This window comes from Pseudomonas sp. HP_01 (genome assembly GCF_055284355.1).
The window spans coordinates 1-22446 of the sequence record NZ_JBTOPV010000039.1; the positions used below are offsets into that span (position 1 = coordinate 1).

18 protein-coding genes are annotated in these 22446 nt (G+C 62.6%); 11 read left to right on the plus strand and 7 right to left on the minus strand.

The window, feature by feature from the left end:
• Positions 1 to 774: 774 nt before the first annotated feature.
• Positions 775 to 924 (minus strand): hypothetical protein, encoded by a 150-nt coding sequence (locus tag ACYAR8_RS19190; RefSeq protein ID WP_175514211.1) that lies wholly within the window; start codon positions 922 to 924, stop codon positions 775 to 777.
• Positions 925 to 1024: 100 nt separating this feature from the next.
• Between ACYAR8_RS19190 and ACYAR8_RS19195 the strand changes: the two genes are divergently transcribed.
• From ACYAR8_RS19195 to ACYAR8_RS19205, 3 genes are read left to right on the plus strand one after another with little or no spacing between them, the layout of a single operon-like run.
• Positions 1025 to 2374, plus strand: coding sequence for a GntT/GntP/DsdX family permease (locus tag ACYAR8_RS19195; protein ID WP_065989551.1), 1350 nt, complete (start codon positions 1025 to 1027; stop codon positions 2372 to 2374).
• Entirely contained in the window at positions 2375 to 3235 is an 861-nt protein-coding gene (locus ACYAR8_RS19200; RefSeq protein ID WP_463580762.1) for a MurR/RpiR family transcriptional regulator, read from the plus strand. It begins immediately after the preceding gene.
• 4 nt (positions 3236 to 3239) lie between these two features.
• A complete protein-coding gene (locus tag ACYAR8_RS19205; protein WP_463580775.1) occupies positions 3240 to 4748 on the plus strand; it encodes an N-acyl-D-amino-acid deacylase family protein in 1509 nt (502 codons plus the stop codon).
• Between the two features lie 290 nt (positions 4749 to 5038).
• On the opposite strand, the gene fahA is transcribed toward ACYAR8_RS19205, so the two are convergent.
• Together fahA and hmgA are read right to left on the minus strand one after the other, a co-directional pair.
• Entirely contained in the window at positions 5039 to 6337 is a 1299-nt protein-coding gene (gene fahA / locus ACYAR8_RS19210; RefSeq protein ID WP_463580763.1) for a fumarylacetoacetase, read from the minus strand.
• Positions 6334 to 7650: a homogentisate 1,2-dioxygenase gene (gene hmgA / locus ACYAR8_RS19215; protein WP_463580764.1), complete on the minus strand. Its 1317-nt coding sequence runs from the start codon at positions 7648 to 7650 to the stop codon at positions 6334 to 6336. The genes fahA and hmgA overlap by 4 nt, the downstream gene beginning before the upstream one ends.
• A gap of 257 nt (positions 7651 to 7907) precedes the next feature.
• Between hmgA and ACYAR8_RS19220 the strand changes: the two genes are divergently transcribed.
• Positions 7908 to 8702: an IclR family transcriptional regulator gene (locus tag ACYAR8_RS19220; protein ID WP_108119993.1), complete on the plus strand. Its 795-nt coding sequence runs from the start codon at positions 7908 to 7910 to the stop codon at positions 8700 to 8702.
• 149 nt (positions 8703 to 8851) lie between these two features.
• On the opposite strand, the gene hppD is transcribed toward ACYAR8_RS19220, so the two are convergent.
• From hppD to glcC, 3 genes are all read right to left on the minus strand, one after another.
• The gene (gene hppD / locus ACYAR8_RS19225) at positions 8852 to 9928 is read right to left on the minus strand and encodes a 4-hydroxyphenylpyruvate dioxygenase (RefSeq protein ID WP_463580765.1); all 1077 of its coding nucleotides are present in this window, start codon (positions 9926 to 9928) and stop codon (positions 8852 to 8854) included.
• Between the two features lie 141 nt (positions 9929 to 10069).
• Entirely contained in the window at positions 10070 to 10702 is a 633-nt protein-coding gene (gene maiA / locus ACYAR8_RS19230) for a maleylacetoacetate isomerase (RefSeq protein WP_463580766.1), read from the minus strand.
• A gap of 126 nt (positions 10703 to 10828) precedes the next feature.
• Positions 10829 to 11626: a transcriptional regulator GlcC gene (gene glcC / locus ACYAR8_RS19235; RefSeq protein WP_427689246.1), complete on the minus strand. Its 798-nt coding sequence runs from the start codon at positions 11624 to 11626 to the stop codon at positions 10829 to 10831.
• Between the two features lie 461 nt (positions 11627 to 12087).
• Between glcC and glcD the strand changes: the two genes are divergently transcribed.
• From glcD to ACYAR8_RS19260, 5 genes are all read left to right on the plus strand, one after another.
• Positions 12088 to 13587, plus strand: a complete 1500-nt coding sequence (gene glcD / locus ACYAR8_RS19240; RefSeq protein WP_463580767.1) for a glycolate oxidase subunit GlcD — start codon at positions 12088 to 12090, stop codon at positions 13585 to 13587.
• The gene (glcE, locus tag ACYAR8_RS19245; protein ID WP_463580768.1) at positions 13587 to 14699 is read left to right on the plus strand and encodes a glycolate oxidase subunit GlcE; all 1113 of its coding nucleotides are present in this window, start codon (positions 13587 to 13589) and stop codon (positions 14697 to 14699) included. Before glcD ends, glcE begins: the two co-directional genes overlap by 1 nt.
• 3 nt (positions 14700 to 14702) lie before the next feature.
• Complete coding sequence (gene glcF, locus ACYAR8_RS19250; RefSeq protein WP_463580769.1) at positions 14703 to 15926, plus strand: glycolate oxidase subunit GlcF; 1224 nt, start codon at positions 14703 to 14705, stop codon at positions 15924 to 15926.
• 66 nt (positions 15927 to 15992) lie between these two features.
• The gene (locus ACYAR8_RS19255; RefSeq protein ID WP_074892943.1) at positions 15993 to 16400 is read left to right on the plus strand and encodes a heme-binding protein; all 408 of its coding nucleotides are present in this window, start codon (positions 15993 to 15995) and stop codon (positions 16398 to 16400) included.
• 58 nt (positions 16401 to 16458) lie between these two features.
• Complete coding sequence (locus tag ACYAR8_RS19260; protein ID WP_463580770.1) at positions 16459 to 18636, plus strand: malate synthase G; 2178 nt, start codon at positions 16459 to 16461, stop codon at positions 18634 to 18636.
• A gap of 18 nt (positions 18637 to 18654) precedes the next feature.
• On the opposite strand, the gene gntR is transcribed toward ACYAR8_RS19260, so the two are convergent.
• Positions 18655 to 19671 carry an HTH-type transcriptional regulator GntR gene (gntR, locus tag ACYAR8_RS19265; RefSeq protein WP_463580771.1) on the minus strand — a complete coding sequence of 339 codons (1017 nt, stop codon included), beginning with the start codon at positions 19669 to 19671 and terminating at the stop codon, positions 18655 to 18657.
• A 268-nt stretch (positions 19672 to 19939) separates the two neighbouring features.
• Between gntR and ACYAR8_RS19270 the strand changes: the two genes are divergently transcribed.
• Complete coding sequence (locus tag ACYAR8_RS19270; RefSeq protein WP_178086327.1) at positions 19940 to 20467, plus strand: gluconokinase; 528 nt, start codon at positions 19940 to 19942, stop codon at positions 20465 to 20467.
• A gap of 128 nt (positions 20468 to 20595) precedes the next feature.
• The gene (locus ACYAR8_RS19275) at positions 20596 to 21948 is read left to right on the plus strand and encodes a GntP family permease (protein ID WP_108119978.1); all 1353 of its coding nucleotides are present in this window, start codon (positions 20596 to 20598) and stop codon (positions 21946 to 21948) included.
• The last annotated feature ends 498 nt before the right edge of the window (positions 21949 to 22446 follow it).

Here is a 22446-nt window from a genome sequence, read left to right on the forward strand (position 1 = left end):
CGAATGCAACTGGCCTGTGCCATCGACTTCGCCTGAACCACCGCGTTCGCGGGCAAGCGCGCTCCTACAGGGGATCTCGGCAAGGCAGGCAATCTTCGGCGCACGCCGAATCCGTAGCAGCCGGCTTGCTGCGGGCCGCGATAGGACGAACGCGGTGGGTCTGAAACGGAGATGTCGAATGACCCACCGCATCGCGAGCAAGCTCACTCCTACAATGGATCACGGCAAAGCAGGCAATCGTCGGCGTACTCCGAATCCGTAGCCGCTGGCTTGCTGCGGGCCGCGATCGGACGAACGCGGTGCGTCTGAAACGGAGATGTCGAATGACCCACCGCATCGCGAGCAAGCTCACTCCTACAATAGATCACGGCAAAGCACGCAATCTTCCGCGCACACAGAATCTGTAGGAGCGCGCTTGCCCGCGAATGCAATTGGCCTGTGCCATCTATTTCGCCTGAATCATCACGTTCGCGGGCAAGCGCGCTCCTACAGGGGATCTCGGCAAGGCAGGCAATCGTCGGCGTACTCCGAATCCGTAGGAGCCGGCTTGCTGGCGAACCGGGCGTGACAGCTGACGGCGATGTGTGTGGACGGACGCCTTCGCCAGCAAGCCGGCTCCCACAGATCCCGTGCCTGACGCTGAACCTCGCCCAGTCGGATTCCCTGCAGGAGCGCGGCAAGGCAGGCAATCTTCGGCGCACACGAAATACGGAGGCGTAGCGAGCAAAATACGGGGATAAGCGTGAAGAAATTAATTTTCATGAATTGATATTTTTATCCTGCTTCGTGTAATTTAATTTTCATCACGAAATCAGAGATAACAATAATGCCAACCTGTGATCGTCCCGCCGCCGCTTTTCTTTCGCCGTTGATGGCGCTTGCAACACCTACTGCCGAGATCGTTTTCACCGCCTGGCTGCGCACCGGTTAACGCCTTGCGCGGTTGAGTCCTGCCCTTTTTAGCTCGACAGGATCAGCCCCGCCGCCGCCCTGGCCTCCTCATTCTCAGCAAGGAATCCGTTGCATGCCTCCGTCAACCGGCCTGTCTCTGTTGGTCTATGCCGCCGTCGCGATCATCGCCTTGATCGTGCTCATCGCGCGCTTTCGCCTCAACCCGTTTATCGTCATCACTCTGGTGTCCGTCGGCCTCGCGCTGGTCGCCGGCATGCCGGCCAATGCCGTCGTCGCGTCCTATGAGGGCGGCGTCGGCAAAACGCTGGGGCACATTGCACTGGTCGTGGCGCTGGGCACCATGCTCGGCAAAATGATGGCCGAGTCCGGCGGCGCCGAGCAGGTGGCGCGCACCTTGATCGACCGCTTCGGCGAGCGCAACGCGCACTGGGCCATGGTCTGCATCGCCTTTTTGGTGGGGCTGCCGCTGTTCTTCGAAGTGGGCTTCGTGCTGCTGGTGCCGATCGCGTTCACAGTCGCCCGCCGGGTTGGCGTGTCGATCCTGATGGTCGGCCTGCCGATGGTCGCCGGCCTGTCGGTGGTCCACGCCCTGGTGCCGCCGCACCCGGCCGCGATGCTGGCGGTGCAGGCCTATCAGGCGTCAGTCGGCCAGACGCTGTTCTACGCCATCCTCATCGGCATCCCCACCGCGATCATTGCCGGCCCGATCTACGCGCGCTTCATCGTGCCGCACATTCACTTGCCCGATGAAAACCCGCTGGCCAAGCAATTTCTCGACCGTGAACCCCGCGCGCAACTGCCGAGCTTCGGCATTACCATGGCGACCATTCTGCTGCCGGTGGTACTGATGCTGCTGGGTGGCTGGGCCAACCTGATTGCCACCCCGGGCAGCGGCTTCAACAGCTTTCTGCTGTTCATCGGCAACTCGGTGATCGCCCTGCTGCTGGCCACGTTGCTAAGCTTCTGGACCCTGGGCATTGCCCAGGGTTTCTCACGGGATTCAATCCTCAAATTCACCCAGGAATGCCTGGCACCAACGGCCAGTATCACGTTGCTGGTCGGTGCCGGCGGCGGTCTGAACCGGATTCTCGTCGACAGCGGCGTGACCAACGAGATCGTCGGGCTGGCGCAGGACTGGCATCTGTCGCCGCTGCTGATGGGCTGGCTGTTCGCCGCACTGATGCGCGTCGCGACCGGCTCGGCCACGGTGGCGATGACCACTGCTTCCGGCATCGTGGCCCCCGTGGCGCTGGGCCTGGGTTACCCCCATCCAGAGCTGCTGGTGCTGGCGACCGGCGCCGGCTCGGTGATTTTTTCCCACGTCAACGACGGCGGGTTCTGGCTGATCAAGGAGTACTTCAACATGACCGTGGCCCAGACTTTCAAAACGTGGACGGTGCTGGAAACGCTGATTTCGGTGATCGCTTTCGTCCTGACCCTCGGGCTGGCGCAGGTGATCTGAGTGGACATTCTTTACCAGATCCGCGCCCGTCAGGACTCCTTCAGCGCTGGCGAAGGGCGCATCGCCAGACTGGTGCTCAGCGACGTGGCGTTTGCCGCCAGCGCCAGCCTTGACGACCTCGCCGCCCGCGCCGAAGTCAGCAGCGCCACCCTGTCACGCTTCGCACGCACGGTGGGCTGCAAGGACCTGCGCGACCTGCGCCTGCAACTGGCCCAGGCCAGCGCCGTGGGCAACCGCTTCCTCACCCCGGAGCAGGCGCCGGAACAGTCGGCGTTTTTCACCCAGATCGTCGGCGACATTGAATCCACCCTGCGTCAGCACCTGGCCGGTTTCGATGAGTCACGCTTCCAGGCGGCGGTGGCCCTGTTGACGCCGGCGCGGATGATTCACAGCTTCGGCATGGGCGGCGCCTCCAGCCTGTGCAGCGAAGAATTGCAGACCCGCCTGGTGCGCCTCGGCTACCCGATTGCCGCCAGCCGCGACCCGGTGATGATGCGCCTGATTGCCGCGACCCTCGGCCCGGAGCACAGCGTCAGTGTCTGCTCACTGAGCGGGCGCACCCCCGAGCTGCTGGACGTGGTGGATCTGGCCCGCAGCTATGGCGCGAAGATTCTCGCCATCACCCTGCCCGGCTCACCGCTGGCGGAACGGGCGGATGTCGTGCTGCCACTGCAGATCGCCGAAACCAATTTCATCTATAAACCCACGGCCGCGCGCTACGGCATGCTGCTGACCATCGACGTGCTGGCCACCGAACTGGCGCTGACGGCGCCCGACGCCAACCGCGAACGGCTGCGGCGGATCAAGCTCGCGCTGGATGACTACCGCGGCGGCGACGACGGACTGCCCCTTGGAGACTGACCCCATGCTTTACGACCTGATCATTCGCGACGCGCTGGTGATCGACGGCAGCGATACCCCCGGCTACCGCGCCGACGTGGCCCTCGGCGACGGCCACATCCAGCGCATCGGCGACCTCCACGACGTCTCCGCCCGCGAAGAAGTCAACGCCGCCGGCCGCGTGCTGGCGCCGGGTTTCATTGACGTGCACACCCACGACGACACCGTGGTGATTCGCCAGCCGGCGATGCTGCCGAAGATCACCCAGGGCGTGACCACGGTGATCGTCGGCAACTGCGGCATCAGTGCCTCGCCGGTTTCCCTGGCGGGCGATCCGCCGGATCCGATGAACCTGCTGGGCCCCGCCGCTGCATTCGTTTATCCGCGCTTCATCGACTACCGCAACGCGGTGGACGCGGCGCGCCCGGCAGTCAATGTGGCGGCGCTGATCGGCCATACCGCGCTGCGCAGCAATCACATGGACGATCTTTTTCGAACGGCGCGCGCTGATGAAATCAGCGCCATGCGCGGGCAGTTGCGCGACAGCCTGGCCGACGGCGCGCTGGGCCTGTCCACCGGTCTGGCCTATGCCTCGGCGTTCTCGGCTGAAACCGACGAAGTCAAACAGCTGGCCGAGGAGCTCACGGCGTTCGGCGCGGTGTACACGACGCACCTGCGCAGCGAGTTCGAGCCGGTATTGGAGGCCATGGACGAGGCGTTCGCAATTGGACGTCACGCGAAATCGCCGGTGGTGATTTCCCACCTGAAATGCGCGGGCGCGGGCAATTGGGGTCGCAGCCCGCAGTTACTCGCGTCCCTGGAAAACGCCGCGCTGACCCACCCGGTGGGCTGCGATTGCTATCCCTATGCGGCCAGTTCTTCGACGCTGGATTTGAAACAGGTCACCGATGCGTTTCCGATCACCATCACCTGGTCGACGCCGCACCCCGACCAGGGCGGCCGCGAGCTGAAGGACATCGCCGCCGATTGGGGCCTGTCGCTGGAGGACACCGCGCGCAAGCTGCAGCCCGCCGGCGCCGTGTATTACGGCATGGACGAGAACGACGTGCAGCGGATCATGAAACACCCGCTGTCGATGATCGGTTCGGACGGTCTGCCGGAAGACCCGTTTCCGCACCCGCGCCTGTGGGGTGCGTTTCCCCGGGTGCTCGGGCATTTCAGTCGGGATCTGGGGTTGTTTGCGCTGCACACTGCCGTGCACAAGATGACCGGACTGACCGCCACGCGCTTCGGTCTGCACGATCGCGGGTTCGTGCGCGAAGGGTATTGCGCGGATCTGGTGCTGTTCAACGCGGACACCGTGCGCGATGTGGCGGATTTCAAAGAACCCCGGCGCGCGGCCGAGGGCATCGATGCGGTGTGGGTGAACGGGCATTTGAGCTATGCCGAGGGCAAAGCGCAGGGGGAACGGCAAGGGAGGTTCTTGCCGAGAAGCGGGTCGCTGGTGGGTGGGTTTGATTCAGTAGGACCGGCTTTAGCCGGGAAGACGTCAGGCGGCACACCGCAAATCTGAACTGTACACACTGGCCTCTTCCCGGCTGAAGCCGGTCCCACTAAAAGCATGCGGTCTGTAGGACTGGCTTTAGCCGGGAAGGCGTCAGGCGGCACACCGCAAATCTGGGCTGTACACACTGGCCTCTTCCCGGCTGAAGCCGGTCCCACTAAAAGCATGCGGTCTGTAGGACTGGCTTTAGCCGGGAAGGCGTCAGCGGCCATAGCTCAAAATTGATGGCGCACACATTGGCCTCTTCCCGGCTGAAGCCGGTCCTACTAAAAGCATGCGCTGTGTCCGTAGGACTGGGTTTATCCAATCACCACCCCACGGCACTCGCCAAACCCGATGCTCACTTCTCCCTCCTTGCGACAGCGCGCTTTGAGGATCACCTCATCGCCCGCCTCCAGAAAGGTCCGGGTCTCACCGTTGGGCAGCTCGATCGGGTGTTTTCCGCCCTCGGTCATCTCCAGAAGGCTGCCGAGCTGGCCGGGCTGCGGGCCTGACAAGGTGCCGGTGCCGAACAGATCGCCCGCTTGCAGCTTGCAGCCGTTGACGCTGTGGTGGGCCACCATCTGCGCGACGGTCCAGTACATATTCAGCGTATTGCTTAGGGCCAGACGCTGGGGCGCGATGCCCATCTGCTTCATCTGCGCGGTGAGCAGCAGCACTTCCAGCTCGATGTCCAGCGCACCGCCGGCCTGATCCTGCTCGTCGAACAGATAGGCCATCGGCTGCGGGTCTCCCTCGGGACGCGCCGGTTGCGCCGCGCGGAACGGCGCCAGGGCTTCGGCCGTGACCACCCACGGCGAGATGCTGGTGGCGAAACTCTTCGACAGAAACGGCCCCAGCGGCTGGTATTCCCAGGCCTGCAGGTCCCGGGCCGACCAGTCGTTCAGCAAACAGAAACCGGCGATGTGCTCCCCCGCCTTGCCGATGGCGACGGGCTCGCCGGCCTCGTTGCCCTGGCCAATCCACACACCGACTTCCAGCTCGTAATCCAGGCGCTTGCTCGGCCCGAAATCAGGCGCATCTGCACCCGGTTTCAAGGTCTGCCCGCTGGGGCGTTTGACCGGCATCCCGGACACTCCAAGCGTCGACGCCCGCCCGTGGTAAGCAATCGGCACGTACTTGTAGTTTGGCAGCAACGGGTTGTCCGGGCGGAACAGCTTGCCGACGTTCATCGCGTGATGAATGCCGACGTAGAAGTCGGTGTAGTCGCCGACCTGTGCCGGCATGTGCATCCGGCAGTCAGCCATTGGCACCAGCAGACGCTCACCCATGGCCTGCAAACACTCACGCTGCAGGTTCTTTTCATCCAGCAGGTGCAGCAACTCGTGACGCAGCGCCTGCCGCGACGAACCGCCCAGGGCGAAAAAGTCGTTCAGCTGCCCTCGGCAGGCGGCCTCCACCGCCACGCGCGCGGCACCGTGGAACAAGCTGGCCTCAAGGGCCGTTTGCAGGTCGAGAATGAAATCGCCGATGGCCACGCCGCCACGCTTGCCGAAACCGGGGCGGCTGAACACGCCCAGGGGCAGGTTTTGCAGGGGGAAATCGGGATGGTCGTTGGCGCTGGAAACCCAGCTGCGCGGGTGCTGTGAAGTGCTCATCGTTGGCTGTCCGTGTCGAGAGGCTTGAACGTTCTGGCGATGCCATCCCAGCAGGCATCGTAGTCGCTTTGCAACTGCGGGCATTCCAGCGCGTGATAGCTGGGGCGCAGGACTTTACCGGTCTCGAACATGAACGCCATGGTCTGTTCGATCTTGTGCGGCCTGAGCTCGGCGGCGATGGCCTTCTCGGCGCTGGCGTTGTCCGGACCGTGGGCACTCATGCAGTTGTGCAGCGACGCGCCGCCGGGCATGAAGCCTGCGGCCTTGGCGTCGTAAGCGCCATCGATCAAGCCCATGAATTCGTTCATCAGGTTGCGGTGGAACCACGGTGGCCGGAAGGTGTTTTCCGCCACCATCCAGCGCGGCGGGAAGATCACAAAATCGACGTTGGCCTGACCGTCGACAACGCCGGGCGATGTCAGCACGGTGAAGATCGACGGATCGGGATGGTCGTAACTCACGGTCCCCAAGGTGTTGAACAGGCGCAGATCGTATTTATACGGGACGTTGTTGCCATGCCACGCGACGACATCGAAGGGGGAATGACCCAGCGTGGTGGTCCACAGTTCGCCGAGGAATTTCTGCACCAGCACGGTGGGCTGTGCGCTGTCTTCAAAATGCGCGTGGGGCACCTGGAAATCCCGGGGATTGGCCAGGCCGTTGCTGCCGATCGGGCCGAGGTCAGGCAGGCGCAGGGCGCAGCCGTGGTTCTCGCAGATATACCCCCGTGCTGTGCCGTCGAGCAGCTCGACGCTGAATTTCAGACCTCGGGGCAGCACGGCGATTTCCTGCGGTTCAATGTCCAGCAGGCCCAGCTCGGTGGTGATGCGCAATCGCCCCTGCTGGGGAACGATCAGCCACTCGCCGTCGGCGCTGAAGAACGCGCGCTGCATGGAGCGATTGGCGGTGTAGACGTAGACGCTCACGCCCTCGGCCTGCTCGGCGGACGAGGTGCTGGCCAGCGGGTGCAGGCCATCGATGAAATCGGTGGGTTCGGCGGGGATGTCGAAGGCATTCCAGCGCAGCCGATTGGGTGTCACGGGGCCTTGCTGCTGGCCGGTAAGCTGCCGCTCCAGGCGCTGATAGCGAGGGTGCGCGGCGGAAGGTTGAATGCGGTAGAGCCAGGAGCGCCGGGCTTCGGCGCGGGGGACAGTGAACGCGGTCCCGGAGAATTGCTCGGCATACAGGCCCAGCGGGTGACGTTGCGGCGAGTTCTGCCCGTGGGGCAAACCGCCCGGCATCGCCTCGCTGCTGAATTGATTGCCGAAGCCGCACTGGTAGTGCAGGGACTCTGACCGGGGTGCTGTCGACATGACGACCTCTTATTTTTGGTGACCCGCTTTTTGTCTGCTATCTACCGGCGCGCAACGGTTTAGGTGTAGGAGTGAGCTTGCTCGCGATCTGATCATCTCAGCGAACTTATCGCTTACAGACATAACGGTATCGCGAGCAAGCTCACTCCTACACACTCCCGCTGCTTATGCGTAACCAGCTTACGCATAACGTAATTTGAGTTTGCAGAAGGGTCAAGCTATAAAGCAGCCTTTCCAGACCGGGGGCCTCCCTTGCCATGACCGACGATTCCACCCCCGCCACCGCGCCGCGCCAGCAGAAAGTCCAGTCGGCAGAAGTCGGCGTCGGCATCCTCAAAGCGCTGGCCGAACTGGCGCCCGCCACCTCGCTGTCGAAACTCGCTGAATACGTCGGGATGCCGGCCAGCAAGGTGCACCGCTACCTACAAGCCCTGGTGGACAGCGGTTTTGCCGAGCAGGACCCGGCCAGCAATCACTACCGTCTGGGGCGTTCGGCGCTGCAGGTCGGACTGGCCGCGTTGAGCCAGCTGGATGTGCTGAAGATTTCCGCGCCGGCGCTGATCGCCCTGCGCGACGAACTCAACGAAACCTGCTTTCTGGCGGTGTGGGGCAACAAGGGCCCGACGGTTGTGTACGTCGAGCAGTCGCTGGGGGCGGTCACCCTGGTCACGCAGATCGGCTCGGTGCTGCCGCTGCTCAGTTCGTCCACCGGGCTGGTGTTCGACACTTTTCTGTCGCCGACCGAAACCGCCGCGTTGAGAGAGGCGGAATCGTCCTCGCTGGACGCGGCGCAGTTGCAGGAGATCGATCGGCACCTCCAGGAAATCCGTAGCACCGGGGTGCATCAGATTCATGGAATGTTGATGGCCGGCGTCAACGCAGTGTCGTCGCCGGTGTTTGCCATGGGCAACAAGCTGGTGGGTGTGGTGACGGTGGTGGGTTCGGCGTCGGTGTTTACCGATCAGCGTCAGGCTATTGCCGCACAGAAACTGCTGCACACGGCCCAGGCGATCAGCGCGCGGATGGGTGGGGAAATGCCGCAGCTGGCGTGATTCTCCCGAATCATGTTCATACTGTAGGAGTGAGCTTGCTCGCGAAGACGTCCTGACATCCGCTAAAATTTCGGCGGTTGAAATGCCCCTTCGCGAGCAAGCTCACTCCTACAGGTATCGGGTTAACACGTGACTATGAGACGTCGGCCTCAATCCACCGCCAACACACCCCGCCGCACTTGATCGCGCTCGATCGACTCGAACAACGCCTTGAAATTCCCCTCGCCAAAACCATCGTCGCCCTTGCGCTGGATAAACTCGAAGAACACCGGCCCCATCAGGGTTTCCGAGAAGATCTGCAGCAACAGACGCTTGTTTCCGCCTTCGGAATTGCCGTCCAGCAGAATCCCCCGCGCCTTGAGCTCGTGCTCGGGTTCGCCGTGGTTGGGCAGACGGCCTTCGAGCATTTCGTAATAGGTTTCCGGCGGCGGGGTCATGAAGCGCATGCCCAGCGCCTTGAGCCGGTCCCAGGTGTCGATCAGGTCTTCGGTGAAGAACGCGACGTGCTGAATCCCTTCGCCGTTGAACTTCATCAAGAACTCCTCGATCTGCCCGGCGCCTTTGGACGATTCCTCGTTCAGCGGAATGCGGATCATGCCGTCCGGCGCGGTCATCGCTTTCGAGGTCAGGCCGGTGTACTCGCCCTTGATGTCGAAGTAGCGCAGCTCGCGGAAGTTGAACAGCTTCTCGTAGAAGTTCGCCCAGTAGGCCATTCGGCCGCGGTAGACGTTATGGGTCAGGTGATCGATGAATTGCAGGCCGGCGCCCTTGGGGTGGCGCTCGACGCCTTCGATGAACACGAAGTCGATGTCGTAGATCGAGGTGCCTTCACCGAAACGGTCGATCAGGTACAACGGCGCGCCACCAATGCCCTTGATCGCCGGCAGGCGCAGTTCCATGGGGCCGGTGCCGATTTCGACGGGCTGCGCGCCGAGTTCCAGTGCGCGCTTGTAGGCCATTTGCGAATCCTTGACCCGGAACGCCATGCCGCACACCGACGGACCGTGCTCCGCAGCGAAGTAGGACGCTTCGCTATTGGGCTCGTTGTTGAGGATGATGTTGATCGCACCCTGGCGGTACAGCGACACGTTCTTGGAACGGTGATGGGCAACTTTGGTGAAGCCCATGATCTGGAATACCGGCTCCAGTACGTTGGGAGTGGGCGAGGCGAATTCGATGAATTCAAAGCCCATCAGGCCCATCGGGTTTTCGTAGAGATCAGTCACGGTCTTGCTCCTGCTAAAAAGTGAGAGGCACAGCGGCTCGGATCACGATTCAGCGGGTGGCGCGCAGGAAATCCCCCGCACACTGCGGGCGAGGAAGTCGCCGAAGATCAATTGCAGACCGAAGCTTTTCATGGGGAAAGATTACTCCGGCTTGTCAGATTGCGCATCGGGATGGGCGGTCAGAAACGCGGGGTGCTGCAACGCCAGGGCTTCGACCCGGCAAATACGCGGGTACGCGCCCATGTCCACGTTGAAGCGTCGTGCCGCATAGACCTGGGGCAGTAGATACACATCGGCCAGGCCGACGGCTCCGAAACAAAACTCAGTGTCGCCAATCAGGGCTTCCACGGCGGCGAAGCCTTCGCTGATCCAGTGGCCGATCCACGCCGTCACATCGCCCTCGTCGTGGCCCATGCCGCGCAGGCGGTTGAGCACCGCGACATTGTGCAGCGGATGAATGTCGCAGCCGATCAGGGCAGCGACCTGCCGATGGCGCGCGCGATCGAGCAGCGCGTCAGGGAGCAAGGCAGGTTCGGGGGAGAATTCTTCGAGGTATTCGATGATCGCCATGGACTGGATGATCACCTCACCGCCGTCCACCCTCAGAGCGGGAACGCGGCCCTGGGGGTTGATCGCCAGGTAGTCAGGCCGGTGGTGTTCACCGCCTTCGCGGATCAGGTTGACCGGCAGCGCATCGAAAGCAAGACCTTTCAGCGCCAGGGCAATGCGCACCCGGTAGCTCGAGGTCGATCGGTAGTAGGTGAAAAGATCCACGGGAATGGCCTGTTATTGTTGTTTTGGTTTTTCACTCCGGCGTAAGCGGCTTACGCAATGCGTAAACTGCGGCAATGCGGGATGGCTGTCAAGCCAGGGACTGCCCCGGTGAATCTTCGACATGGCTCAAGCCCAGCCCTCCAGCCGCAAAGTGGCGCGCACCAGTCGTTGCTCCTCGCTTTCGATCTCCCGCAGGTTGTCGCAGATGTTCTGGATGTGCGCCACCGCCGCCTTGCGCGCCTGCTCGGGCAAACGCCCGGTCACTGCGTTGTAGAGCCGGGCGTGGTGGCGGTCGATCTGGCGCTTCTGGGCATCACGGTGATACAGGTTGTTGACCGAGGCGAATACCGTGTTGAGCAGCAGATCGGTCAATGAACGCAGGGTCTGCACCAGCACCGGGTTGTGCGACGCTTCGCAGATGGCCAGGTGAAAAGCATGGTCGAGCCGCGCATGCTCAGAGGCCGGCAACGGGTGGTCATGACCGGCCACCAGTGCGTCGTAGGCCCGGGTGATCAGCACAAAGTCCGCGTCAGTGCCGCGCAGCGCCGCCAGTCGGGCGGACTCCCCTTCCAGCAGGCTGCGCACTTCAAACAGGTCGTACAGAGTACGTGGCTGAGAGGCGAACAAGTGCATCAGCGGCGAAGTGGGGGTCAGCCCGAGCCCGCCCATTTGCGCAACGAACGAGCCCTTGCCCTGACGGGTTTCGATGATGCCCCGGGCGCGCAGCAGCTGCAGCCCTTCGCGCAGCGCAGTGCGCGACACACCGAGCTTTTCGGTCAGCCGCCGCTCGGAAGGCAACAGCTGGCCGACCTTGAGCACCCCGTCGACAATCAGCCGCTCAATGCGCTCGCTAACGACATCGGCGACCTGTTGGGGGCGTTTGTTTTGGGTTTTAGGCTGGGTTTGGTGCTGGGTGGCTTCCATGGTTCAGTTTCCTCAGGGGTGGACACGACCGGCTTGCCGAGGGCGAACCGAACAGCAGGTTCTGCGGCGGACCTGGATTCATCACTCACCGCAAAACCAGTGTAGGAGCGCGCTTGCCCGCGAAAGCGTCGGCACATCCAGCTCATCTTTGCCTGACAAATCGCTATCGCGGTCAAGCGCGCTCCTACACGAAATCCGCGACGTCCATGACAGCGGGATCCGTTCATCACTGGTAGGACCTCCTGCCGATACGAAATCAGTGAACAACTCGACCCTCGCTAAACCATTGATAAGATGAGGTATTTAAGGATCTATCTCGGATCATTCCGCGCGAAACTGGTTCGACCACTGCTCCGCCCAGTAGACACTAAGCCCCGCTGAGCCAATGATGCAAGCCAGCTATTTACGTTCCGCCACGGAACGGGCCTCCAATAAAAACAAAACAGGGTTGCGAACCCACCATGAATATCCTGTACGACGAACGGGTCGACGGCGTTCTGCCGGTCATCGACAAACAACAGCTTCTCGACGCGCTGCAATCCCGCCTGCCTGATCTGGACATCCTCCACCGCGAGGAAGAACTGCGCCCCTACGAATGCGACGGCCTCTCCGCCTATCGCACGACGCCGATGCTGGTGGTGCTGCCCCAACGCATCGAGCAGGTGCAGACGCTGCTGAAGGTCTGCCATGAGCGCGGTGTGCCGGTAGTGGCGCGCGGTGCCGGGACCGGACTGTCAGGCGGCGCACTGCCCCTGGAAAAAGGCGTGTTGCTGGTGATGGCGCGCTTCAACAAAATCCTCCACATCGACCCCGCCGGGCGCTATGCCAGGGTGCAGCCCGGCGTGCGCAATCTGGCTATCTCCCAGGCCGCCGCGCCCTATGACCTTTATTACGCGCCTGACCCGTCCTCGCAAATTGCCTGCTCCATCGGCGGCAACGTCGCGGAAAACGCCGGCGGCGTGCACTGCCTGAAATACGGCCTGACCGTGCACAACCTGCTCAGGGTCGACATCCTCACGGTCGAGGGCGAGCACATGGTGCTGGGCTCCGACGCGCTGGATTCACCGGGTTTCGACCTCCTCGCACTGTTCACCGGCTCGGAAGGCATGCTCGGCGTGATCACCGAAGTCACGGTCAAACTATTGCCCAAACCCCAGGTGGCAAGGGTATTGCTGGCCGCTTTCGACTCGGTGGAAAAAGCCGGTCGCGCGGTCGGTGACATCATTGCCGAGGGCATCATCCCCGGCGGCCTGGAAATGATGGACAACCTGGCCATTCGCGCCGCCGAAGACTTCATTCACGCCGGCTACCCGGTCGACGCCGAAGCCATCCTGCTGTGCGAACTGGACGGCGTAGAAGCTGACGTTCACGCCGATTGCGACCGGGTCCGCGCCGTGCTGGAAAACGCCGGCGCCACCGAGATTCGTCAGGCAAAAGACGAAGCCGAACGTGTGCGCTTCTGGGCCGGGCGAAAGAACGCCTTCCCGGCGGTCGGTCGGCTGTCGCCGGATTACTACTGCATGGACGGCACCATCCCGCGTCGGGAATTGCCCGGCGTACTGAAGGGCATTACCGCGCTGTCGGAAGAATACGGCCTGCGCGTCGCCAACGTTTTCCACGCCGGCGACGGCAACATGCACCCGCTGATCCTCTTCGATGCCAATCAACCCGGTGAACTGGATCGCGCCGAAGCATTGGGCGGAAAGATTCTGGAGCTGTGCGTGAAAGTCGGCGGCAGCATCACTGGCGAGCACGGCGTGGGCCGCGAGAAGATCAATCAGATGTGTGCGCAGTTCAACAGTGACGAGCTGACGTTTTTTCACGCCGTAAAAGCCGCGTTCGATCCGGCCGGCACCCTCAACCCCGGCAAGAACATCCCGACCCTGCACCGCTGCGCCGAATTCGGCGCGATGCACGTGCACATGGGCAAGCTGCCCTTCCCTGAACTGGAGCGTTTCTGATGGATGCCCAACGTCAGCCCGCCTTCGTGGCCCAGGACCGTGATGCCAGTGACGCGCTGCTGGAACAGGTCAACCAAGCGATTCAATCCGCCCAGCCGCTGCGCATCCGGGGTGCCAACAGCAAGGCATTCCTCGGTCGGGAGGTGGCCGGGGAAGTGCTGGATACACGCATCCACAGTGGCATCGTCACCTACGACCCGACCGAACTGGTGATCACCGCCCGCGCCGGCACGCCGTTGTCGGTGCTGAATGCCGCGCTGGAGGAAGCCGGGCAGATGCTGCCCTGCGAACCGCCGAGCTACAGCCATGGCGATGCAGGCGACAGCGGCGCAGGCGATGGAACCGTCGGCGGGATGGTCGCGGCCGGCTTGTCCGGGCCGCGCAGGCCGTGGTCAGGCTCGGTGCGGGATTTCGTCCTGGGCACGCGGGTGATCACCGGCCTGGGCAAGCATTTGCGCTTCGGCGGCGAAGTGATGAAAAACGTCGCCGGTTACGACCTGTCGCGCCTGATGGCGGGCAGTTTTGGTTGCCTGGGCCTGATCACCGAAGTCTCGTTGAAAGTCCTGCCCAAGCCGCGACTGTGCACCAGCATTGCGCTGGAGATGGACAGCGCCACCGCCCTCGCCCGCTTGGCGCAGTGGGGTCAGGAACCGCTGCCGATCAGCGCCGCCAGCCACGACGGTCGCGTGCTGCGCTTGCGTCTTGAAGGCGGCGAAGGCTCGGTCGCGGCGGCCCATGACCGCCTCGGCGGCGAATCCATCGACCCGGCTTACTGGGGCGCGCTGAACGAACACCGCCTGGATTTCTTCACCGATGGCCGTCCCCTGTGGCGCCTGTCATTGCCCATCAGCACGGCGGCGCTGGACCTGCCGGGGGATCAATTGATCGACTGGGCCGGCGCGCAACGCTGGCTGAAATCCGACGCCAGTGGCAGCGAGATTCGCCGCATCGCCAGCGCTGCAGGTGGTCACGCCACCTGTTACAGCCATGGCCTCGACGACAGCCCGTTTCAGCCGTTGGCCACGCCATTGCTGCGCTACCACCGCCAGCTCAAGGCGCAACTCGATCCGCACGGAATGTTCAATCCGGGCCGAATGTACGCGGAGATCTGAACCATGCAGACGACCCTGAGCGAACACGCCAAGAGCCTGCCCCGTGGCGAAGAAGCGGAAAGCATTCTGCGCAGCTGCGTGCACTGCGGTTTCTGCAACGCCACTTGCCCGACCTATCAGTTGCTCGGCGACGAGCTGGACGGCCCGCGCGGGCGCATTTACCTGATCAAGCAAGTGCTGGAAGGCAAGGAAGTCACTGAGAAAACCCAGCTGCACCTGGACCGCTGCCTGTCCTGCCGCAACTGTGAAACCACCTGCCCTTCCGGCGTCGACTACCACAACCTGCTGGACATCGGCCGCGAGGTGGTCGACGCCGCCGTGCCGCGCCCGCTCGGCCAACGGGTGCTGCGCGACAGCCTTCGCGCCGTGGTGCCAAACGCCGGTCTGTTCAAATCCCTGACCCAGCTGGGCAACGCCTTCAGGCCACTGTTGCCTGGCGCACTGAAAACCAAGCTGCCCGGCAACATCCGCCCGGCCAAGACTCGGCCTACCCGGCAGCACGCGCGGCAGATGCTCATCCTCGAGGGCTGCGTGCAACCCGGTTTGTCGCCCAACACCAATGCGGCCACGGCCCGAGTACTGGATCGACTGGGCATCAGCGTCACATCCATCGCCCAGGCCGGTTGCTGCGGGGCCGTGGATTACCATTTGAATGCCCAGGAACAAGGCCTGCAGCGGGCGCGGCGCAACATTGATGCGTGGTGGCCGAGCATTCAGGCCGGTGCCGAGGCCATCGTGCAGACCGCCAGCGGCTGCGGTGCCTTCGTCAAGGATTACGGTCACCTGCTGCGCAACGACCCGGCCTACGCACAAAAGGCGGCGGCGATCAGCGAACGCACCATGGATCTGGTCGAAGTGCTGCGCGCGGAACCCCTTGAACAGCTCGGCGGGTGCACGCGGCAGACCCTGGCCTTCCATTGCCCGTGTACGCTGCAGCACGCGCAGAAACTCGGCGGCGCTGTGGAGTCGGTGTTGACCCGACTGGGCTTCAATCTGACACCCGTGCCCGACAGTCACTTATGCTGCGGGTCGGCCGGCACCTACTCGATCACCCAGCCAGTGCTGGCGAAACAGCTGCGCGACAACAAGATGAACGCGCTGGAAAGCGGCAACCCGGACGTGATCGCGACGGCCAACATTGGTTGTCAGACCCATCTGGCCAGCGCCAACCGCACACCGGTCAAGCACTGGATCGAACTCATCGAGGACGCCTTGCCTCCAAGTTGATTGCAGGCGCCCTGGCTCCGTTTCAGACCGACACTCATGACACCCTTTGCCCTTCAGGAGAACTGCATGAAAACCAAATCCGTACTGACCCAGACCGACGTCACCCAGATCCTCGCTGCGGCACGCACCGAGGCGCAGAACAATGGCTGGGCAGTGTCCATTGCCGTGACGGATGACGGCGGTCACCTGCTGGGCTTCGAGCGTCTCGACGGCTGCGCGCCCATCGGTGGCTACATCGCCATCGAAAAAGCCCGCACCTCGGCGCTGGGTCGTCGCGAATCCAAGGGCTATGAGGAAATGGTCAACGGCGGCCGCACCGCATTCGTCACCGCCCCGCTGCTGACCTCGCTGGAAGGCGGCGTACCGATCATCATCGACGGCGAGACCATCGGCGCGGTGGGTGTGTCCGGGGTGAAGGCTGATCAGGATGCGCAAGTGGCCAAGGCCGGTGTTGCAGTGGTGAGCGCGCAGTAACGCCCCCAGCGATCGCCTGCAGCAACGCTGCAGACCCAATTCATGATGGAGACCCCAGATGACCGAATTCGTCAATTGCCACAACCTTAAAGTGGCGGCCAACCTCAAGCGCTTCGTCGACGAGGAAGTGATTCCCGGCACAGGCCTGACCCCGGAACTGTTCTGGGCCGATTTCGATTCGCTGGTCCACGACCTCGCCCCGGTCAATCGCGAACTGCTGAAAGAGCGCGACCGCCTACAGGCGCAGCTGGACAAGTGGCACAAGTCCAATCCCGGCCCGGTCACCGACATGCCGGCGTACATCGCGTTTCTGGACAGCATCGGCTATCTCAAGCAGGTGCCGGCGGAGGTCAAGGTCTCCACCAACAAAGTCGATATCGAAGTCAGCGAGCAGGCCGGCCCGCAACTGGTGGTGCCCGCCGCCAACGCCCGTTACGCCCTGAACGCGGCCAATGCACGCTGGGGTTCGCTGTACGACGCGCTGTATGGCACCGATGCGATTTCCTCCGCCAATGGCGCCGAAATCAAGGCGGGCTATAACCCGTTGCGGGGCGAGAAAGTCATCGCCTTCGCCCGCGCCCTGCTGGATGAAGCTGCGCCACTGGCGACCGGTTCCCACGTCGGCGCCAAGGCCTACGCGGTGGACAGCGGCGAGTTGCTGGTCACCCTCGCCGACGGCAGCCCGTCGCGCCTGGCCCAGCCCGAGAAATATGTGGGCTATCAGGGCGAGCCGCGCCAGCCGAATGCAATCCTGTTGAAGAACAACGGCCTGCACATCGAAATCCAGATCGACCCCGCCAGCCCGATCGGCGCCACTGATCCGGCCGGTATCAAGGACCTGCTGCTGGAAGCCGCCCTGTCGACCATCATCGACTGCGAAGACTCAGTCGCCGCCGTCGATGCCGACGACAAGCTGGTGATCTACCGCAACTGGCTGGGCCTGATGAAAGGCGACCTGACCGAAGCGTTGGTCAAGAACGGCAAGACCATCACCCGTCGCCTGAACGCCGACCGCCAATACACCGCCGCCGACGGCAGCGCGATTACCCTGCACGGGCGCTCGCTGCTGTTCATCCGTAACGTTGGCCACCTGATGACCAACCCGGCGATCCTCTACGACGGCAACAAGGAAATCCCCGAAGGCATACTCGACGGCGTCATCACTAGCCTGATTGCCCTGCACGACCTGCACAACCGCACCAACTCCCGCGCCGGCAGCGTCTACATCGTCAAACCGAAGATGCACGGCCCCGAAGAGGTCGCGTTCGCCAACACGCTGTTCAGCCGCATCGAAGACGCGCTGAAAATTCCGCGCAACACCCTGAAGATGGGGATCATGGACGAGGAGCGGCGCACCAGCGTCAACCTCAAGGCGTGCATCGAAGCTGCGTCATCCCGGGTCGCGTTCATCAATACCGGCTTCCTCGACCGCACTGGCGACGAGATGCACAGTTCGATGGAGGCCGGGCCGATGCTGCGCAAGGGCGACATGAAAGCCACGCCGTGGATCAAGGCGTACGAGCGCAACAACGTGCTGGTCGGCCTGGCCTGCGGGCTGCGCGGCCGTGCGCAGATCGGTAAGGGCATGTGGGCGATGCCGGACCTGATGGCCGACATGCTCGAGCAGAAGATCGCGCACCCGAAATCCGGCGCCACCACGGCGTGGGTGCCCTCGCCAACGGCGGCCACCCTGCACGCCCTGCACTACCACAAAGTGGACGTGAAGGCGGTGCAGCAGGAGCTGGAACGGGTCGATCTGGACAGCATCAGCGAAGACATTCTGCTGGACCTGCTGACCATCCCCGTCGTCGAAAAAGCCGAGTGGAACGAGGATCAGATCCGCGAAGAAGTGGAAAACAACGCCCAGGGTCTGCTGGGTTATGTGGTGCGCTGGGTGGAGCAAGGCGTTGGCTGCTCCAAGGTGCCGGACATTCACAACGTCGGCCTGATGGAGGACCGCGCGACGCTGCGCATTTCCAGCCAGCACATCGCCAACTGGCTGCGCCACGGCGTGGTCACCGAGGACTATGTGAAAGACGCATTGAAACGAATGGCGAAGGTGGTCGACCGGCAAAACGCCGGGGACTCGGCTTATACGCCAATGGCCGGCAATTTCGAGAAGTCAGTGGCCTTCCAGGCCGCCAGCGCGCTGGTGTTCAAAGGTCGCGAGCAGCCGAGCGGCTACACCGAACCGCTGTTGCACGAGTTCCGCCTGGCGTTCAAGAAGGAGCATTGATCCAAGGGTGCGAGCGAGCTACGTGCTCTCCCGCACCACCAGTTCAAACCCCAGATCCACCTGCGCTTCGTGAACCGTGCCGTCCAGCAAGCCGAGCAGTAACTGCGCGGCACGCTGGCCGACCTGTTCGCGCGGGGTGCGGATGGAAGTCAGGCGCGGGACCATGTGCGCCGAGCCCGGCAGGTCGTTGAAGCCGATCAGCGACACCTGTTGCGGAATGCGAATACCCCGCCGCAGGGCTTCCAGCGATGCGCCCTGGGCCAGGTCGTCATTGCAGAAGAACACCCCGTCGACGTCCGGATGCGCTTCCATCAATCGGGCGAACAACTCACTGCCCAGACCGATGGACGACGGCAGCGGCGACGCCATCTGCAACGCCTCGTCATACAGCCCTTCCTGCTCCAGCGCGCCGCGAAAGCCAACACCGCGTTGAATCACCCGTGGATCCAGTTGCGCCGACACATACGCCAGTCGCCGCCGGCCGCGGCTCAACAGATGCCGCGCAGCCTCGGCACCGGCCTGTTGCTGGGAAAACCCCACGCAGGGCTCGGCGCGGGTCGGGTCCAGCTCCATCATGTGCACGCAGGGGACGCCGCTGGACGCCAGCAATTGCTGCGCCGCCACGCTGCGATCAAAGCCGGTCAGCAAGATGCCGCGAGGCCGCTGGGACAGATGACTGCGCAGCAGGTTCTCTTCTTCTATAGGCGAGTAGTGATAATTGCCGATCACCACGTCCAGCCCGCGCGGCCGCAGCACCGTCTGAATGGCCTCGAGGGTTTCGATGAACAACTGGTTGGAAAGCGACGGTACCAGCACCACCACCGACTGACTGTGCGAAGACGCCAGCGCCCGGGCGGCAGGATTGGTGACATAGCCTAGACTCAGCGCAGCAGCGCGCACTTTTTCCACCAGTTCCGGTGCCACGGTGGCCACGCCACGCAGGGCCCGGGATGCGGTAATCGGCGAGACGGCGGCCAGCTTGGCGACTTCATTGAGGGTGGGACGACCGGTGGAGCGGGAACCAATACGTGTCATGCGTTGCCAACTGATTGGAAGAAAGCTGCGGGGGTTGCGATTGTGTGGGATGGGCTCTAAGGTAGCGCTATCTCACGGAGGCCCGCAACTTTTCGATCGTCTAAACGACTGGATTGATGCATCTCATGGATCAGCGAGATACCCATAACAATGACTACACCTGGAAACAGTCTCGCCGGACTTGCACACCATTCGGCGAAGACAGCGCTGTCTCCGGGACGAGGTTTTTATGACTACTGCTCCACATGCTATTTCCGCCATCGTGGTAATGGGTGTTTCCGGCTGCGGCAAGAGTGCCGTCGGCGAGGCCATCGCTGAAAACAGCGGCGGCCGCCTGATCGAGGGTGATGCGTTCCATCCTCAAGCCAACATCGACAAGATGAGCGCGGGCCATCCCCTTGACGACAACGATCGTGCCGGCTGGCTGACCCGCCTCGGCGAAGAAGTTGCCGCCGCTGTAAAGAACGGCGAAAAGCCCGTTCTGACCTGCTCCTCCCTCAAACTCATCTACCGCGAACGCCTGCGTGCAGCGGTGCCGGAGCTGGGTTTCGTATTTCTGGAGCTGACCAAAGAACTCGCCAGCGAACGCTGCTCCCATCGCCCGGGGCACTTCATGCCTGCCAGCCTGGTAGACAGCCAGTTCGCGACCCTCGAGCCTCCGTACAACGAGGACCGCACACTGGTGGTGGACGCGACCAAATCGATCGAGACCATCGGTAAGGAAGCGGCCCAATGGTGGCGCGAGTCCGGGTCCCCATCGCAAACCCCATCTGTCACCGCGCGCACCGGCTCTTGATCCTCGATCAGGCGTGAGCGGCAAAGGTAGCGCTGTCTCCGATGACGCTGCCCTCGCTCCACAGGGCAGAGAGCAACAGCGTTAAGCAGTAGCTCCAAAAAAACAAAATACAACGGAGAGACACCCCCATGTTCGGTATGACTCAAGACACGTATCTGCTGGTCGATGCGTTGGTGACCATCATTGGCCTTGTGCTTCTGATCACCAAGTTCAAAGTCCACCCCTTTATTGCATTGACCATCGCTGCCGGTTTTCTCGGGCTGACCTCCGGGATGCCGGTCGACAAAGTGATGAAATCGTTCCAGGACGGTTTCGGCGGCGTGCTGGGCTTCGTCGGTATCATCCTCGGCCTGGGCACCATGCTCGGCAAGCTGATGGCCGATTCCGGCGGTGCTGACCAGATCGCTCAGACCTTGATCCGTCGCTTCGGCAAGGACCGCGTGCACTGGGCCATGATGTTTTCGGCGTTTCTGGTGGGCATCCCGCTGTTCTTCGAAATCGGCTTCGTGCTGCTGATTCCGCTGGTGTTCATCGTTGCCCGTCGCAGCGGCGTGTCCATCGTCAAGATCGGTATCCCGTTGCTGGCAGGTCTGTCGGCCGTACACGGTCTGGTGCCTCCGCACCCGGGTCCGTTGCTGGCCATCGGCATCTTCAACGCAGACATCGGCAAGACCATTTTCTACGGTCTGATCGTTGCGTTCCCGACCGCCATCATCGCCGGCCCGATCTACGGGAAATGGATTGCCAAGCACATTCCGGGCAACCCGTCTAAAGAGCTGATGGACCAGATTGCCAAGGAGTCGACCAACGACAACCTGCCAAGCTTTGCCATCACGCTGGTGACGATCCTGCTGCCGGTGTTCCTGATGCTGCTCAAGACGTTCGCCGACGTCGCGCTGCCAGCCGGTCACATCTTCCGCATCTGGATGGACTTCATCGGTCACCCGATCGCTGCCCTGCTGTTCGCCCTGCTGCTGGCGTTCTACACCTTCGGTTCGGCCCGTGGCTTCAGCCGCGACCACATCATCAAGCTGCTTGACCAGAGCCTGGCGCCAGTGGCCGCGATCGTACTGATCGTGGGTGCCGGTGGTGGCTTCAAGCAAATGTTGGTGGACAGTGGCGTCGGTAACCTGATCGGCCACATGGCCGTGCAGGCACAGATCTCGCCGATTCTGCTGGCGTGGCTGGTCGCTGCGGTGATCCGTATCGCCACCGGTTCCGCGACCGTCGCCACCATCACCGGTGCCGGTATTGTTGCGCCGGTGGTCGGCATGATCCCGGGCGTGAACCGTGAGTTGCTGGTCCTGGCGACCGGGGCCGGTTCGTTGATTCTGTCCCACGTCAACGATGCGGGTTTCTGGCTGGTCAAGCAGTACTTCAACATGACCGTGGCAGAGACGCTGAAAACCTGGACCGTGATGGAAACCATCCTGTCGGTGGTAGGCATCATCCTGATCATGCTGTTGTCGCTGGTTGTCTGATGCACTGATCGCGGCATATTGACGCGGCGATTACCCTGCTTCACCCATGCCCACCCTCGCGGTGGGCATCTTGTTTCTGGCGCCCTTGAAGCCTTCCAGCAAAAAAAGCACAGGCAATTAACCTCACGCCTGCCCTCCTTTGAATGCGGCCTGATACAAAACCGTTCACACATCCCGTCATCAATTCGATTAAAGTTACGGCGTTTTGCCGGTACTGGTTTCAGAAGTCTCCTACACTCCTTTCAGAGAACTCGTACGGGGCAATCTAATGAAAATTTCATCGACGCCCGCCATGAGTTCTTTGCAATAACGACCAAAGGGGTGTGGAATAGGCGCCGCCCGGAATCCGGCTATCAATGCGATAGCCGATTTGCACGGGAGTTTACCGCCAGTATCAGGCAAAATTCGCATGCCGTTCGACCCCGGGAGCGACGCTAACTGTGACAAGACGATGAACCTGGGGAATTAAAATCGTACCAATGGCGTCATACTGATGAA